Here is a 16,948-nt window from a genome sequence, read left to right on the forward strand (position 1 = left end):
AAAAAAAAGCAAAAAAATGATAACTAATTACTTTAAAACATCCTGGCGTAGTCTTGTCAGAAACAAGAGTTACGCTGTCATTAACCTGGCAGGGCTTACTTTGGGCCTGGGTATTGCTATCGTGCTGTTCTGGATTGTGCGGTTTGAATATAGTTTTGACCGTCATCATGCTGCTGCGGACCGTCTTTACCGTGTCAGGGCCGTGGATAAATACGGGGAAGTAAGCTCGCATGTGCCCCAGGGGGCGATCAATGCCCTCAGAAATGAGATCCCGGGAGTTGAAAAATCAGCTAATGTACACGGGCATCCGCCTAATTCCCTGAAGGCAGGCCGGGAACTGTTTGACGTGCCTTATGTTTTCTTCATTGAGCCTGATTTTATGGAAATGATTGATGTGAAGTGGATTGCCGGATCACCGCAGACTTCACTGACAAAGCCCGGACAGGTAGTATTGGATGAGCCTACGGCCCGTCGTTTTTTTAAAGGAGATCCCGTGGGACAGGTCATCAAGATGGATAATGCGATGAATCTTACCGTAAGCGGGGTGATCAGCAAGGCTCCGGCCAACTCCGACTTTCAGTTTCCTGTCATACTTTCCTATGAAACGAAAAAAAGAATGGATGGACACTACCAGGAAGATTACTGGGGTGGTGGAGATTCGTTTCAGCATGGATATGTGATGCTGAAAGCCGGAACTGATGCTAAAAAAACAGAAGCTGCACTGACTAAAAAGGTGCTGACAAGGCAGGCGGATTCGGAATACCGGTCCTTTGACATGATGCCAGTCAGCAAATCTCATTTTGATGCTTTTAATGATCCGTTCAATTACTATATGCCCGAATGGATGTTGTATACACTGGCCAGCATTGGCTTGTTCCTGATTGTTATTGCCTGCATTAATTTCATTAATCTTGCCACAGCCCAGGCTACCCAACGCAGCCGGGAAATAGGCGTACGAAAGGTTTTGGGAAGCAGCCGAAGTCAGCTTATCCTGCAGTTTCTGGGTGAAACAGCCCTGCTTGTTTTTGTCGCGATAGCTTTCGGGGGAACGTTAGGCACCTGGCTGATCAGCAGGGCTGATCAGCTGCTTAATACCCGGGTGAGCCATTCGGAGGTCTGGGATATTTCTACGGTGCTTTTCCTGGTGATTCTCGGACTTGCCGTTACTTTATTCGCCGGATTATACCCCGGACTCGTGTTGTCGGGAGTGCGGCCCGCTCAAGCGTTTAAAAGCAAAATAAGCTCCGTTTCGCCCTGGGGCATTTCGCTGAGGCAGGGATTGGTCGTTACCCAGTTTGTGGTAGCCCAGGGTCTGGTTATCTGTACATTATTCGGCATTCAGCAAGTCAGATACATGACTGAAAAAGACCTCGGATTTAATCAGAGTGCTGTCGTAACGGTGAGCATACCCGATCGCCGCGGAGAAACCGCCATGCGAAACAGATTAAGAGATCATTTGCTGGGTCATCATGAAATAAAGGAGGTTTCATTCGGGTTAACAAGCCCGGCCAGCGATCGCAATCACTGGTGGAGCTCCGTAAACCACCCCGCTTTACCTGGTGGAGAGCAGATTTTCAGATTACAGCACGTGGATGAAAACTATTTCGGTTTTTATCGTATCCCGGTAGTAGCCGGGCGAAACCTGAGGGCGGCTGATTCATCATCTTCTTCTGCCATTATCAATGAAAAAGCCATGCGTGATCTTGGATTCCGAGATCCGGGTCAGGTATTGGGGCAACAGATTAAGTTCTGGTCAAAAGACTGGAACGTAGTCGGCGTGGTGAAAGACTACCATTCTGAAGACCTGAAGAATAAGGTTATACCTCATGTTTTTGCCTACCATCAAGGCAATTTCCAACTGATGAATGTCCGTATCGACACACACAAAAGCAAAGAGGCCCTGAACGTTATCAGCAAGGAATGGAAAGCAGAGTTTCCCAACCATTACTTTAAGTACCGGTTCCTCGGCGACACCATCAGGTCGGCGTATACCAGCGAACTTAAACTTGCCAATTTTCTGAAGCTTTTTGCGATCGTCGGTATTTTTATCGGTTGTCTGGGGCTGTTTGGTCTGGTCTCATTTGTAGTGATTCAAAGGACGAAGGAGATCGGAATCCGGAAACTCCTGGGGGCAACCGTCACCAACATCCTTACCCTGCTGTCGGCAGATTTTCTCAAACTGGTGTTAATTGCCTTCGTCATTGCAGCACCCCTGGGCTATTGGGCAATGAAGAAATTCCTGGAGAACTATGAATACAAAATTGATATAGAATGGTGGGTGTTTGCTGTCTCCGGCGGGTTTGCTGTCCTGATCGCTTTTGCGACGCTCAGCTTTCATGCCCTCAGGGCAGCCGCCATGAATCCCGTTAAATCCCTCAAATCCGAATAACCCCTGGGCCTCAAGGCACGGCAGTACCCTCGTGCCTTGAAGCCGGCAAATAAAATTTTATCACCAAGAAAAAGCTCATACCCATCATGTTAAGAAACTATCTCAAAATTGCCTTCAGAACCCTGAGCAAAAACAGGGCTTATGCCATCATCAATGTATCAGGGCTGGCCCTGAGTATGACCTGCGGAATCCTGATTTTTATGCTGGTCAGGCATCACCTGAGTTTTGACAATTTTCATAAAGATTCCGGCAGGATCTACCGTTTTGTGACCGAGCAGCACCGCGACCAGATTGACTACACCTTTGCCGTGCCCAATCCTTTGGGTAAGGTATTCAGGGAAGAGCATACCTTCGGAGAAAAGGTGGCCCGGGTGGCAACGTTCGACGATCAGCTCATTACTGTCAGTCAGGGGCAGGATGTAGTCAAATTCAAGGAAGAGGAGGGAGTGGCATTTACTGAGCCTGAGTTTTTTGACATATTTAATTTTCCGCTGATTGAAGGAGATATCAAAACGGCCCTGACGGAACCTAATACCGTTGTATTGACAGAATCCAAGGCAAAAAAGCTCTTTAAAGGGCAGAATGCCATGAATAAGTCTTTCAAACTGGACAACAGGGTTACCCTGAAAGTAACCGGCATTCTGAAAAACCTACCTGAAAATACAGACAGGCGGGCCGAAATATTTGCGTCTTTCCTCACCCTGAAAACGTATAATTCCTGGTTTATCAGCGACTCCTGGGGAGGAATCTCCAGCCCTATGCAATGTTATGTGAAACTGCGACCGGGCATCAGTGTTGCCCAGGTGGAAAGGGTCTTGCCTGCTTATGTAAAAAAATACCGCCCTACCAGTAAAAATGTACACCATTATAAACTTCAGCCTTTAGCCGATATCCACTTTAATCCCCAATATGGCGGAGCCATGGACAAGAAGAATCTCTGGGTTTTGTCGTTCATCGGTTTGTTCCTGATCGTGACGGCTTGCGTCAACTTCATTAACCTGGCCACGGCTCAGGCTCTGAGGCGTTCCAAGGAAGTAGGTGTCCGCAAAGTACTCGGAAGTGTCAGAACGCAGCTTTTCTGGCAATTTATTTCAGAAACCGGAATCATCGCGGTTCTGGGAGTGGCAGGGGCGTTGACCCTCGCAGCACTGGCTTTACCTTATGTCAATGAGTGGTTCCAGTCCAGGATGACTTTCGCTTCTTCAGGCGGGTGGTCGCTGCTGGGGTTTGTGGCAGGCATGTGTTTGTTCGTTGTGTTTTTTGCGGGATCCTACCCCGGACTCATCCTGGCGGGTTTTCAGCCGGTGATGGCTTTGAAAGGAAAGCTTTCACAACAGAACATCGGTGGCTTTAATACCAGGAGAACATTGATTATTACCCAGTTCGCTATTTCCCAGGTGCTGATTATCGGTATGGTCGTAATCGCCGAACAAATGCGGTATGCCAAACAATCCGACTTAGGTTTTAACAAGGACGCCATTGTGATGGTGCCTGCGGGGTCTGATTCTACCCTTACCAAGATTAAAACCCTGAAAAGTCAGTTGGCGGGTATCCCGGGCGTCGAAGAAATCTCAATGTGTAGCAGTGCCCCTTCTTCGCAATCCAACTGGAACAATTCAATTGTTTTTGACAACAGGGCCGAACCTGAAGTATTCAGGTCCAGCATGAAGTTCGGTGACGAAAGGTATTTGTCCACTTTCGGTTTGAAACTGATAGCCGGCAGGAACGTCTTCCCTTCAGACACCGTACGGGAGTTCCTGGTGAATGAAACCTTTATTAAAAAACTTAATTTTACTTCTACTGACCAGGTTTTGGGCAAAACCATTGCCGCTGACGGTGGTAACATGGTCGGAAAAATCGTCGGCGTCATCAAAGACTTTCATGATCTGTCTTTCCATGCCGATATCAACGCCGTGTGTTTCAGCACCGACCTCAGCTGGGAAGAAAACCTCGCCATAAAAGTAGATCCCCGAAACATCAGATCGACGTTGAGCGAAATTGAAAAAATGTGGAGTGCTAAATATCCTGATGAAATTTACGAACACGTGTTTCTTGACCAGTACATCGCAGAATTCTACGAAACGGAAGATACAATGCTCAGGCTGATCCAGGTCTTTTCTTTCATCGCTATTTTTATAGGCTGTCTCGGGCTATATGGCCTTGTTTCCTTCATGGTCGCACAGAAAACCAAAGAGATTGGCATACGGAAAGTACTTGGCGGTTCGGTGAGTCACATTCTCTGGATATTCGGAAAAGAGTTCGTCCGTCTGGTGCTGATCGCCTTTATTGCAGCCGGTCCGCTGGCCTGGTGGCTGATGAGTGCCTGGCTGAAAGACTTCCAGTTTCAGATCAGTCTCAGTCCGTGGTTCTTCATCCTTACCATTGCAGGAACATTGGCGGTAGCTGTGCTGACCGTAGGATACCAGGCCCTGAAAGCCTCTCTGATGGATCCGGTGAAGTCGCTGAAGAGTGATTGAATGAATGAGTGATTGAATGAATGATTGAATGAGTTAATGTCCGGTCTCCGGAAACTGATTTTTTATTGAGACGTTGCATGCAACGTCTGATTCAGGAATAAATGGCTTTTTTTTTAAATACCGGAACCCCGCAGATACGCACAGCCGTGTTTATCTTCGGGGTTCTTAATAAAAATAGCAGCTCAGATGTGCCTGCTTTCTCCCTTTTTCTTTCCTCCCTTCTCCTTCATTCCTCCAAAACCATCACAAAATCCTTCACAGGGTTCTTCTTGATGATTTTCAGCAGTTTACCGTTTTTATAGAAGTAGCTGTCCTCATATTTACCCATTTTGGCGGTGTATCGTCCTTCCCCTGTCCTGGTGATCCTGAAAAAATCGCCGTAGTATTCGGCATAGGCTATGTCCTGGGCATTCGGCTCTCTGAAAAACAGGTTAACCACTGTCTGATGGATATTTCCGGTGATGGTCTTATCCATCTCAGATTTATGTTGTTTAGACTCCACATGATAGCCGTTTTCCTTCTTTTCGGTTTTGGTGTAGAAATCGCCTTTGTTGGTATGGGCGTCAACCCTTGCACTCATGAGCTGGTTTTCGCCCTGCAGGGTGTTGACCTGGTAAAAGATACGCAGCACATACACCAGGAAATTGACTTTGACATCGCTGGTGAGGGTATAGGCCGTTAGTTTGTCGTTTTTGACTTGTTTAGTCGCGGTCATTTTCCCGACCGTAATACCAGCCACTTCAATATTATAGGTTCTTTTTTCAACGGGAGTTTGCCCGTAAGCTTCAACAGCTACGCAAAGGAGCAGAAATGGCACCAGAATTTTCTTCATTTTTTAAAATGCGGTTTTAAGTGAATACTATCCGGTGGCGAAAAGTCCCGCAAGATAAGATTTCAACGTTTTCTACAGATGATTTTAGGAATATAATTTTTTATTGAAAGTTTTTTATAAATTTATAGTGTTGGTTTTCAGTGTATTATGGTATTTGTCTGACTGTCCTTTGAAAATATTTTAATATTTTTGTAACCTTCCCGTCCTGTTGAGGTTTCCGGTGTATCAATATCAAAACTAATAGTCCTTTTGAACTCACTCGCTGACAATGCCATCATGTTAAAAGTTAAGTCCGGCGATTTGGACAAAATGGGGCTGCTTTTTGAGCGATACCACAGGCCTTTGTATGGCTTTCTTTACCGGATGACCGGCGAGAAAGAGGCCAGCGAAGACATGGTCCAGAATGTATACTACCGGATGATCAGGTACAGAAATACTTTTACCGGCGACGGTGAATTCAAAACATGGATGTATCATCTGGCCAGGAATGTGGTCAATGATTATTTCAAAAAGAACAAGGTGAGGCACCAGGATGTATCGGAAGTGGAGGCAAGAATAGGAGGGGGCACACTGGCAGATGAAGAGATTCAGAAGCAACAGGAAATCAATCTTCTGAACAATGCAATTGCCAGTTTACCTGAAGAAAGCAGGGAGGTACTGATCCTGAGCCGTTACCAGGAACTGAAGTATGATGAGATCGCGGGGATTCTCAAAATATCGGAAGGGAACGTAAAAGTGAGGGTCTACAGGGCCATCCAGCAATTAAAAAGTATTTATCTGAAATTGGAACAATAGAATATGGAAAGTGAAAAAGATAAGGAGCTGCTGATCAGTTATCTGAACAACGAGCTGACTGCAAAAGAGAAAGAAGCATTTGAGAAATTCCTTGCCGGGTCTGCTGAAATGAGACAGGAAAGTGACGAGGCGGGTCATATATGGGAGATGATGGGGCAGTTGCCTGAACCTGAACCGTCGGCGGCATTACCGGTGAAATTCTACGCGATGCTTGATACTTTCAAAGCCTCGGAAGCTGACAAAAGAAACGTTGTAAAAGAACTTTGGGAGAAATTTCAGCAGATGTGGTCTTTCCAGCCTAAGTTTCAGATGGCTTACAGCCTCGTGATTCTGATGCTTGGTTTGGGTTTAGGTTATTTTGTCAACGAAAAACTGGTGAAATCCGGTAAAAACGAAGAAATACAGAACCTCTCGTCCGAAGTGCAGGACATGAAACAGATGATGATGTTGTCATTGCTTGAAAACCCGTCTGCAACCGAAAGAATCAGGGCGGTGAGTTACACCAATGAGATCAAGGCAGTAGATAAAAAGGTCATCGAAGCCTTGCTGACCACCCTTAATAATGACTCCAACGACAACGTTCGTCTGATGACCCTCGAAGCCCTCGTTAAACTGGCTAATGAGCCCATGGTCAGGGAAGGACTGGTACAGTCTATCACCCACCAGGAATCACCGCTGGTACAGTCGGCCCTGGCAGATGTAATGGTGAAGTTACAGGAGAAAAGAGCCATTAAACCCCTTAAAAAATTACTCAAACAGCAGGACCTGAACGGTTTTGTGAAGAGTAAAATCGAATCAAGTATTCACGAGATCATATAAGTTTTATGACTTAACAGGCCTCTGACAGATATTCTAAAAGCTAATTAAACTTAACAAATTATGAAAAATGTAATGATTTCCTGCATAGCGGGATTGGTGATCTCTTGTGCCCAGACTACGTCAAAAGCACAGGATTTTAAGGAGCACATCAGCAAAGAATTCAGCCTTAAAACAGCCGCCGCCAGCAGTACCCTGGCCATCTACAATGTTTTTGGCTCGGTTAAAGTCGAGGGCTATTCGGGAGACAAAGTGACGATTGAAATCGATAAGTCGATTTCCGGCAAAAACAGCGAAGAGGTCGAACTGGCCAAAAAAGAATTCAGACTGGAGTTCGATGAAAAGTCAGACAGTATAGTGGTTTACACGGCAGAACCGTATGATTCACGTCCGAACATGAACTGGAACAGGAGAAATGAAAGAAAAGACAGGCATTACAAAGTAAAACTTGAGTTTGTCGTCAAAGTGCCTTTCGGGATGAATCTCAGGGTGATGACCATCAATGAGGGAAATGTAAGCGTGAAGAACGTGGAAGGTAGCCTGGACGTGGGCAATGTCAACGGAGCCATCAGCATACTGAATGCCAAGGGAACTTCGAAAGTGCATACCGTCAACGGCAACGTGGATGTTACCTATACCAGCACGCCGCCTGAAAAATCGACTTATAATACGATCAACGGCACCATGAACATCACTTATCCGGCTGACTTTTCGGGAGATGTCCAGCTGAAAAGTATGAATGGAGAGTTTTACACAGATTTTCAGAATGCAGAAGTGCTGCCCGGAGCAGTGGTTAAAAACACAGAGCAAAACGGTAAAGCAACGGTATACAAGCTGAATAAAGACACCTCACTACGCATTGGCAAGGGTGGCAAAATATACAAATTTGAAACGTTAAACGGGAATATTTATATCAAAAAACAATCATAAAACATATGAAAAAGTTGAGAATCACAGGGGCTTTGATAATGGCCATGGCTTTATGCCAGAACTTGTCAGCACAAACCGAACAGCTCGTTGTCCCTCTGAGCACACCTGGAAAACCATTCACACTGGATGTTAACCTGATAGCCGGATCTATAAAAGTGGCACTTTATGATGGAAAGGACATCATTGTGGATGCCTCAGCCAAAGCAGATGGTAAAAAAGAAGACGGCAGGGAAACCTCCGGAGGTATGAGAAGGATCTCCAGCGGTAACGGTATCAATGTTTCGGCAGAAGAAAAAGCCAATAAGGTTTCCATTCATTCTGAAGGCTGGAGCAAACCGACAAACCTGTCCATCAAAATACCCCAGGGAAGTACCACGGTAAAATTGCACACCATTAATGACGGCGATATCGTGGTGGATAATATCAGCGGCGAACTTGAAGTCACCAATGTAAACGGAGCCATTACACTTTCTGGTGTTTCGGGTTCGGTGGTAGCCAATACCATCAACGGACATATCAAAACGACGTTCAAGACCATCACAGCCACTGCACCGATGGCGTTTACTACCCTGAACGGGGACGTGGACATCACTTTTCCGGCCACTTTGAAAGCAGATGTCAAACTGAAATCTGATAACGGAGAGATCTACACAGATTTTGACATCGTGATCGACAGAAACCAGCCGAAAGTAAACAAGAGTTCTTCTCCGGGCACTTACAAGGTCAATATTGATCAATGGGTATATGGCAAAATTAACGCCGGAGGACCGGAGCTGATGATGAAAAATATGCACGGCAATATTTACATCAGGAAAAGCAAATAAGTTTTAAAGGACGGGGCTTTGCTTAATGAAAAAGTAAATGAGACCTGCAGTTGTTCTACGTTTTCGACCCGGAATAATCGGCGTTAGTGTGAAAGGGAATTCACAAAAATGAGCGAAGTAATTCGCATCGGGTTAAGATAGGATTTTCATCCGGGAATGAAAATGCTGATTGAAACAAACCCCCTGGGAAATCAATAAGGTTAACAGGATTTCTGATGAAGAACCTGAGGATTTAACGTCACATTCTTTTAACCTTATTGACTTCAGGCGGGGAAATGATGAAAAAGCTATAAAAAAGAGGAACACCACACAAATTACAGATGCCGGAAACAACAAGTGATGAGTCAGGAATTCATTGTTTCGGGAGCGGGAAGGTTAACCTTATGTAATTAAATGTTAAAAAGGGTTAATATTGGTCATTACAAAGCCTTACTTAATCGTTGTCTGTTATTTTTGTGAATGAAAACACTGACCGCCTGATTTCCGGTTTTGATGACCCACGGCAGAACTTCATTCCGGCAGCTGATCCTTATTCCAGAAAAATATTTCACAGAGATTTGTAAAATAAACGAAGAAAAAATTGGAACTACGAAATGTTTCGTATTATATTTGTTACGAAATAATTCGTAGTTGAATTAAGGGGGAAATCTTCATCCGGGAAATGGAGATGATACCAGGGATTCAACACTTTTTGAACACAACTTTATCAATAGGGTTAAGCGGTTTATAATGAAGCATGTTTTTTTGACCTGATGCAACATTGCCCGACCTTACTGATCACTAGAAGGCATAGAAATTATGAAAAAGCTATTTAAAAAAAATTATGAAAAATCTCTTACTGATTATTCTGATGTCATGCCTTTCCAGCATGACATTTGCCCAGACTTTTAGTGTCAAAGGAACCGTACAAAGTCAAAGTAAGGAAGCGGTTTCCTTTGCGACGGTTTCGGTTCACAACTTCAAAGATTCTACGCTCGTGAAGGCGGACATCGCCAATGAAAGCGGCGGATTTAAGCTGGGAGGTATTCCCAAAGGTAAGTTTTACATCAAGGTTTCCGCGGTGGGTTTTGCGGCCTTTCAATCTCCTGATTTTGAGATTGTGGATGCCGACATTGATTTTCAGCCGTTTATTTTAAGTTCAGGTGCACAGCAACTCGGTGAAGTCAAGGTAGTCGCTTCCAAGCCGCTGATTGAAGTCCAGCATGACAAGATCATCTTTAATGTGGAAGGAAGTATCAACGCCACAGGCTCCAATGGCCTTGAATTGCTCCGGAAAGCACCCGGAGTTCAGATTGACAAGGATGAAAACATCCTCGTCAACGGTAAGTCGGGCGTAAGGATCTACATTGACGGCAGACCATCCCCGATGAGCGGGAGAGACCTGGCTTCTACGCTGAAGAGCCTCAACTCTGCCGATATTGAAGCCATTGAAGTAATCACGAGCCCTTCTGCCAAATATGATGCGGCGGGAGATCTCGGTATCATCAATATCCGCCTGAAGAAAAACCGTAAAATCGGTACCAATGGAAATGTAAGTCTTGGTGGTAACTTCGGGATTTCTCCCAAATACAACGCCTCCCTGAACCTTAACCACAGGGACAAGAAGATCAACATTTTCGGAAATTACAGCTACAATCAGGGTGCATGGCACAACCAGACCCTTGACAACCAGATACTGAACAATATCAAGTATGACAAAACCTGGAACGGAATCTGGAGGGATACGTCCAGCAACGCCAAAGTGGGGGCCGACTATTTTATCAATTCCAAAAACACGATCGGTTTCAGTGCCAACGGCAGAATAAGTAACCACAACGGTGGAGGTGAAAGCCAGACCCTGATAGGGAAGAGGTTTGCCTCAGTGCCTGACTCGGTAGTGCTTGACTCGCGTACTTCCAATCCTGAAACCAACAAGAACCTGAATTTTAACCTCAACTACCGCTATGCCGACACCACAGGCCGGGAGCTGAACATTGATGCGGATTACGGGATATTTAATTCCAGGGGGGTAAGTTTTCAGCCGAATAAATATACTTTCAATACCCCCGGCATGGAATCTATCGAAAGAAATTATGTTACCAGAACCCCGATAGACATCATCATACAGTCTGTTAAGGCAGATTATGAGCACCCGTTCAAAAAAGGAAAACTGGGCTACGGCTTTAAATTATCAGATGTGAAATCAGATAATACCTTTGATTTTTTCAACCAGATAGACGGTGTTGAGATCAGGGATACCGACCGCAGTAACAATTTTACCTACACTGAAAGGGTGTATGCAGGATACGTCAATTATAACAAATCACTCCATAAAAAATGGGATATACAGGCTGGTCTGAGGATGGAACGCACCAAATCACTCGGACACCTGACCAGCTACAAACACAATGACCTGGACAAGGTAGACACGACTTATATCAACCTGTTTCCAAGCGGAACACTGACATACAAAGCCTCTAAAGATCATTCACTGAATTTTAATTACAGCCGCAGGATCAACCGTCCGGGTTATCAGGACCTGAACCCGTTTGAATACCGGATTGATGAGCTGGTTTACTCCAAAGGGAATCCTTTCCTGAGACCTGAATACGCCAATAATTTTAAGCTGACTCATATTTATAAAGGAAAACTGACCACCTCACTGGGGTATTACCGTACACGTTTTCCAGTGGTGGGGCTGCGTATTCCTTATGACAAAAGCAGAACCTATTTCATCGCCCGCAACATGGACTACTCTCAGGGCGTAAACCTCAACATGAGTCTTTCGACGGACCTTACCAAGTGGTGGAATATCTATGTCAGTCTGAACGGATATTACAACCAATGGAGAGGTGAGTTTGAAAATGGCCTGACGATCGACAACCACACGACGGCGTTGAACGGAAATGCCCAGAGTACCTTTAAACTGAAAAAGAACTGGAGTTTTGAGATATCCGGATGGTATAATTCTCCTTATCGCCGCATCGACTACAACAGTGGCATGGGGATGATGGACGCCGGAATACAAAAGAAGTTCTGGAAAGACAATGCCACGCTTAAACTGACTTTCAGCGACGTTTTGCATACGGCCAGGGGTGGTTATCACTCAGAATATGCCGGAATTGCGACAGACCTGAGGTTTAAGTTTGAAGGAAGGATGCTGAGGGTCAACTTCAACTACCGTTTTGGCAGCAACGAGATTAAAGCAGCCAGGGACAGAAGGAGCGGTTCGGAAGACGAACAAAACAGGGTCAAGGGCGGGTGATAACCCATCTGACCCCATAAAAAATCCGGAGGACTTGTTCTCCGGATTTTTTTGTTAAAACACAAGTATACTCACGTGACAGTATCAATCAGGAAGGTTGAAAGCCGCCTGAACACGTTTGTAATCCTGAAAGAAATCTGCAGTATAGCGACCGGTTTTTAGCACGGCTGCAGGAACTACAATGATCTTTGCAGCAAATCTTGGAATATCTGAAACAAATGCTCCCGAGCCGTTAACATTTTGGCGTGTTATATAAACCGAACTCCCGGCTCCAAAAAAGAAACTGTACAACCCAGGTCTGTTGATGGTATAATTAGTAGGAAGAAAAGAAGGAAGTGCTATCCACCAATTGGCACTGACGATGTCTGTCTCCGGCGGGAGCACATACGTCATTACCAGCGAGTTATTGGTGGTAACGCCGGCAGGTAAATCTGTCAGAAGATATTGTGACTCATAGGGGTTGGTGGTATTAGTGGGGGCGGTAAATTTATACTGTATTACATTTGCCGTTCCGGTCTGACCTTGTGGCCCCTGTGGTCCCGTTGCTCCTGTGGTACCCGCCGGACCCTGTGGCCCTGTTGGCCCGACTGGTCCTGCCGGGCCCTGAGGACCTGCATTGCCTTGTTGTCCCTGTGCACCCGGAGGGCCTTGCGGGCCTGCCGGTCCCTGGGGCCCTGTCGCTCCTGCTCCCGCCGGCCCTTGGGCTCCGGTTTCACCCTTAGCTCCTTGCGGGCCAACGTCGCCCTGAGGGCCTTTACAAGCATAAAAGGTCACTCCGGCCAATACCATTACCGCTATGCATGAATATAGTTTTGCTTTCATTGTTGTTATTAGTTTTAGTTTTTCGCAAAGTTCTGTAAGATACCAGAGAAAGGAAATACCTAATTAGGGTGATTTTTAAGCGACTTCATGCATTTAAAAGACCTGGAAGAAGCATGCCGAACGTAAATTTTAACCTGTAACGGCAGATGAAATGAGCAGGGGAGGGGATGAGGTGATTTTAAAAAAAATCCGGAGGGAAGTTAACTCCTCCGGTTTTTATACTTCAATTATCATGTTCCCTGTCTGAATATTGGGGCATATTTTACAAGCTTCCGCTCCTTCCTGCATGAACCACCTGCATTGAGGACGAATATTACAATCGGGAAGTGAAGATGCTGGCTGAATGTTGGAGAATTTACGGGCAATATCCAGTACCATACAATGATTTCCTGACCAGTTGGCACAGCCTTTTGACGCACAAGTGTCTGCAAAACGGAAACGATGAGTTAGCTCTCTACCTTCGGAGGCTGTTTGAATAAAGTCATTATCAATTTCCAGTCTGTTTTCCAGGATAGAGACTTCTCCATTTTCCTTAACTACCCCCAAAAGTATTGCCCCTTCTTTTGGATTGGCACTCGGGCAGAGTATTGGTGTCCCGGTTTTCATGCCTGTTTTAAAACTGCTCTTTCAAGCTTAAATTTTATACCGTCATCAATCAGGTCGTTTCCCGCAGCAAAGAAATCTGTCGGAACGATCATGTTTTCACGGGCTTGTTTCAGGAGCTTATAACCCAGCCACCATTTTTTGTCCACAGTTCTGGCGAAAAACTTGCTTGGTTGTGGATTCGGATCTCCATCCGGCACAGGTTTCAGTACAAAAACATCTTTCATAAATCCGGCATCCAGCTTAGCCAGAAAAGTAAGCGTCGTATTCTGGATGGCTTTTTCCAGAGATTTTGCCTGTTCGGCAGTAAGGTCTATCCCTCCCAGATTGACCTCGAATTTTGGGGAGTTAATGATCATTTCTTAGTTTTTTTAAGTTTGGTTTCATAATAATTAAAATCAAAGGTGTTAGAAATTTTGTTATCATGGTATCCCCAATTCTGGTGATACTATTCAGAATAAAATGCTTAATTTACCCTCTTCATCTCCGAATCGCTCAGACCCGGTGTGCTCATGCTCAAGGTATTTTCGTCTTTTTTTGACAGGGTACTTTTGCGGTATTCCACGGTTTTGCCGTCGCTGAATCTGACAATCTGGTCGTATGTCCAGGTGTTCTCTCCGGTTGAAACGACATTTTTCCAGTAGTCTTCACCTACCACAAATTTGAAGGCGGCATTATTGTCCGGCACCCTCGTTCCCTTGGCAGTTTTGGTGCCGGCATCAAAAAGACATTCGGCCCCGTTGGAGTATCGCCAGGAGCCTTTCAGGAAAGCATAGGGATCACTGACGGTTTTCTTTTTGCATGATGATAGAGCGAGAATGGCTGTGATTGCTAATAATTTAAAGGTAGTTTTCATCTGGTATCTGATTTTAATAATTGATACCCAAAGATCAGGATGTCTGTAAAAACAACAAATCCCCAATTTTGGGGAGTGTCCTGGCTATGTGATAAGTGTGAATCTTGCAATGAACTGCTCAAAATCCTGCCGGAGAGCTGAATTGGATTTTTATGCTTCTGTCAACTTTTGTACATTTGCCATGCGGATGTGGTGTCCCTCGGGAATACTCTGGCCGCAATTTTACTTAAGAAGCAAATGATGATTGACTATAAAAAAATTGATCTGTATGGAAAATCGTTTGTTCAGAGAGGGACATTAAACCCGCCTTTTGAATTTAATTTTCCGGTTTCAGAACAGGCTTGTTTTTTATATATGCTCAAAGGGGAAATGCAATATGAAATGGACGGTCAAACCATGGATATTCCTGCCAACCATTCTTTATTTCTGAATTGTATCAACTCCGGGAAACAAATTCACCAATCAGACTCAAAAGAAAATAGTGAAATCGTCATTGTCACTTTTCATGCTGATGTTTTAAAGAAAATTTATGAAAGAGAACTTCCTTCATTGCTGCAATCGCCCCGGAATATGGTAACCAATCAGTCGAGCGACAAAATAAGCAACGACTTTTTGATTCAGAAATATATGGAAGGCCTGCTGTATTATTTTGAAAACCCATCTTTGATAAATGATGAAATTCTGATTTTAAAACTGAAAGAAATCATTCTCCTGCTATCACAAACAAAAAATGCCGGGACCGTACAGGTCATATTATCGCAACTTTTCTCTCCGGTTACTTACACCTTTAAACAGATCATTGAAGCTAATTTGTTTTCGCAGGTGAGTATCGAAGAGCTGGCACGTAAGACCAATCTAAGTGTTTCCTCCTTTAAGAGGGAATTCACAAAACTCTACAACGACTCTCCCGCCAATTATATCAAAAACAAAAGACTTGAAAAAGCGGCCGAACTCCTGTTGGTTTCCGGTAATCGCATCACAGATATAGCTTTTGATTGCGGATTTAACGACCTGGCAAATTTCACCAGGAGTTTTCATGAAAAATTCAATGTTACGCCAACCCATTACCGGTTGAACCAAATTGCCAAATAATTGAGCTGATCCGCCAAGCCCTTCCGTTTTTTGTGATGCAATTTTGCATTGTCAATATTGACAATCAAACATTTACATTTAAAAAAATGAAACGTACTGCAAAAGCAAACTGGACAGGCAACATAAAAGAAGGCAAGGGGGATATAAGCACCCAAAGTGAAATTCTGAACAAAACGAACTACAGTTTTAAAACCCGTTTTGCAGAAGGTGAAAAAGGTACCAATCCTGAAGAACTGCTGGCGGCCGCACATGCGGGGTGCTTCACCATGGCTGTCAGCTATGCTCTTACAGAAAAAGGCCTGAGTCCTGAATCACTGAGCACCGAAGCCACCCTGGTGATGGAAGGCTTGGGTATTACAGGCATACATCTTGCTATCACGGGCAAAGTATCCGGTATTGATGCCGTCGAATTTGAAGCTGTTACAAAAGGGGCTGAGCAAAATTGTTTGATCTCTAAGGCGTTGAATGTACCCATCAGTTCAGAAGCTCATTTCATATCTTAACTCAAAAAGGCCGGGAAAAGCTTACCATAGAAAATTCAATGGTGTTTATATGTCCGCTTGTTGGCACGGCGGACATATGCTTAACAAACGGTCTTAAAAAAACAAAAACTATGGGACTCTCAAACTTAGGCATTTTTCATACAGTGATAGGCATCGCTGCCATTGTCGCTGCACTGGTTGCGTTGGTAAAATATGGTAAAATCGACCTGAGCAGACTAACGGGTAGGATCTATTTTTATTGTACCCTCATCACTTCATTTACGGCGTTAGGAATCTCTAAACACGGAGGTTTCAACCCGGGGCATGTTTTTTCATTGTTTATCGTATTGTTGGTGCTTGCAGCTTATTATTTATCTCAAAAAAGGCAGACAAGCAATAAAGCCAGGTATATTGAAAACTTCCTGCTGTCGTTCAGCTTTTTCCTTTCATGGGTGCCGACCATCAACGAAACACTTACGAGAGTTCCGATAGGACATCCGTTAGCAGAATCTCCCGCGGATCCTATCATCGCCAAGACTTTACTGGTCCTTTTTATACTCTTTGTAGCGGGTTCAGTTTATCAGTTCAGGATGCAACGGGCAATTAACAAGGGATAAGAGTTAAGTATCTGTACTGTCTTTTTCTATAATATATGATTTAGGGAAATAATACCCGAAATTCAGTAGTGTATAAAGTCAAAATACCTGATTAAGAGGACTTTGTAAGGAAGGTTTGACTTCTTGAAACTTTGTTTTTTTATCTTTTAAAACCCTGACGTATACTTGT

General features: G+C 44.4%; 15 protein-coding genes. 10 read left to right on the forward strand and 5 right to left on the reverse strand.

Annotated features, from left to right (window positions below):
• The first annotated feature begins 16 nt into the window (after nucleotides 1-16).
• Nucleotides 17-2,389, forward strand: a complete 2,373-nt coding sequence (locus tag GVN16_RS08450; RefSeq protein WP_166563427.1) for an ABC transporter permease — start codon at nucleotides 17-19, stop codon at nucleotides 2,387-2,389.
• A gap of 86 nt (nucleotides 2,390-2,475) precedes the next feature.
• Complete coding sequence (locus tag GVN16_RS08455) at nucleotides 2,476-4,866, forward strand: ABC transporter permease (RefSeq protein ID WP_166563428.1); 2,391 nt, start codon at nucleotides 2,476-2,478, stop codon at nucleotides 4,864-4,866.
• 226 nt (nucleotides 4,867-5,092) lie between these two features.
• On the opposite strand, the gene GVN16_RS08460 is transcribed toward GVN16_RS08455, so the two are convergent.
• Nucleotides 5,093-5,698: a DUF6134 family protein gene (locus GVN16_RS08460; protein WP_166563429.1), complete on the reverse strand. Its 606-nt coding sequence runs from the start codon at nucleotides 5,696-5,698 to the stop codon at nucleotides 5,093-5,095.
• Nucleotides 5,699-5,974: 276 nt separating this feature from the next.
• On the opposite strand from GVN16_RS08460, the gene GVN16_RS08465 reads away from it, so the two are divergent.
• From GVN16_RS08465 to GVN16_RS08485, 5 genes are all read left to right on the forward strand, one after another.
• Entirely contained in the window at nucleotides 5,975-6,493 is a 519-nt protein-coding gene (locus GVN16_RS08465; RefSeq protein WP_166563550.1) for an RNA polymerase sigma factor, read from the forward strand.
• A 3-nt stretch (nucleotides 6,494-6,496) separates the two neighbouring features.
• Nucleotides 6,497-7,312 (forward strand): HEAT repeat domain-containing protein, encoded by an 816-nt coding sequence (locus GVN16_RS08470; protein WP_166563430.1) that lies wholly within the window; start codon nucleotides 6,497-6,499, stop codon nucleotides 7,310-7,312.
• Between the two features lie 60 nt (nucleotides 7,313-7,372).
• A complete protein-coding gene (locus GVN16_RS08475) occupies nucleotides 7,373-8,239 on the forward strand; it encodes a hypothetical protein (protein WP_166563431.1) in 867 nt (288 codons plus the stop codon).
• Nucleotides 8,240-8,244: 5 nt separating this feature from the next.
• The gene (locus tag GVN16_RS08480; RefSeq protein ID WP_166563432.1) at nucleotides 8,245-9,063 is read left to right on the forward strand and encodes a DUF4097 family beta strand repeat-containing protein; all 819 of its coding nucleotides are present in this window, start codon (nucleotides 8,245-8,247) and stop codon (nucleotides 9,061-9,063) included.
• 823 nt (nucleotides 9,064-9,886) lie between these two features.
• Entirely contained in the window at nucleotides 9,887-12,307 is a 2,421-nt protein-coding gene (locus GVN16_RS08485; RefSeq protein ID WP_166563433.1) for a TonB-dependent receptor, read from the forward strand.
• An 84-nt stretch (nucleotides 12,308-12,391) separates the two neighbouring features.
• On the opposite strand, the gene GVN16_RS26250 is transcribed toward GVN16_RS08485, so the two are convergent.
• The 4 genes from GVN16_RS26250 to GVN16_RS08505 form a co-directional block, all read right to left on the reverse strand.
• Nucleotides 12,392-13,129: a collagen-like protein gene (locus tag GVN16_RS26250; protein WP_166563434.1), complete on the reverse strand. Its 738-nt coding sequence runs from the start codon at nucleotides 13,127-13,129 to the stop codon at nucleotides 12,392-12,394.
• A gap of 216 nt (nucleotides 13,130-13,345) precedes the next feature.
• Nucleotides 13,346-13,735, reverse strand: a complete 390-nt coding sequence (locus GVN16_RS08495; RefSeq protein WP_166563435.1) for a hypothetical protein — start codon at nucleotides 13,733-13,735, stop codon at nucleotides 13,346-13,348.
• Nucleotides 13,732-14,091, reverse strand: a complete 360-nt coding sequence (locus GVN16_RS08500; RefSeq protein ID WP_166563436.1) for a hypothetical protein — start codon at nucleotides 14,089-14,091, stop codon at nucleotides 13,732-13,734. Before GVN16_RS08500 ends, GVN16_RS08495 begins: the two co-directional genes overlap by 4 nt.
• A gap of 107 nt (nucleotides 14,092-14,198) precedes the next feature.
• Nucleotides 14,199-14,588, reverse strand: a complete 390-nt coding sequence (locus GVN16_RS08505; protein WP_166563437.1) for a hypothetical protein — start codon at nucleotides 14,586-14,588, stop codon at nucleotides 14,199-14,201.
• A gap of 237 nt (nucleotides 14,589-14,825) precedes the next feature.
• Between GVN16_RS08505 and GVN16_RS08510 the strand changes: the two genes are divergently transcribed.
• The 3 genes from GVN16_RS08510 to GVN16_RS08520 all read left to right on the forward strand — a co-directional run bounded on the left by GVN16_RS08510 (nucleotide 14,826) and on the right by GVN16_RS08520 (nucleotide 16,779).
• Complete coding sequence (locus GVN16_RS08510; protein ID WP_166563438.1) at nucleotides 14,826-15,680, forward strand: AraC family transcriptional regulator; 855 nt, start codon at nucleotides 14,826-14,828, stop codon at nucleotides 15,678-15,680.
• A gap of 86 nt (nucleotides 15,681-15,766) precedes the next feature.
• A complete protein-coding gene (locus GVN16_RS08515; RefSeq protein WP_166563439.1) occupies nucleotides 15,767-16,183 on the forward strand; it encodes an OsmC family peroxiredoxin in 417 nt (138 codons plus the stop codon).
• 110 nt (nucleotides 16,184-16,293) lie between these two features.
• Complete coding sequence (locus tag GVN16_RS08520; RefSeq protein ID WP_166563440.1) at nucleotides 16,294-16,779, forward strand: hypothetical protein; 486 nt, start codon at nucleotides 16,294-16,296, stop codon at nucleotides 16,777-16,779.
• Nucleotides 16,780-16,948: the final 169 nt, after the last annotated feature.

The organism is Emticicia sp. CRIBPO, from assembly GCF_009905725.1.
Taxonomy (GTDB): domain Bacteria; phylum Bacteroidota; class Bacteroidia; order Cytophagales; family Spirosomataceae; genus Leadbetterella.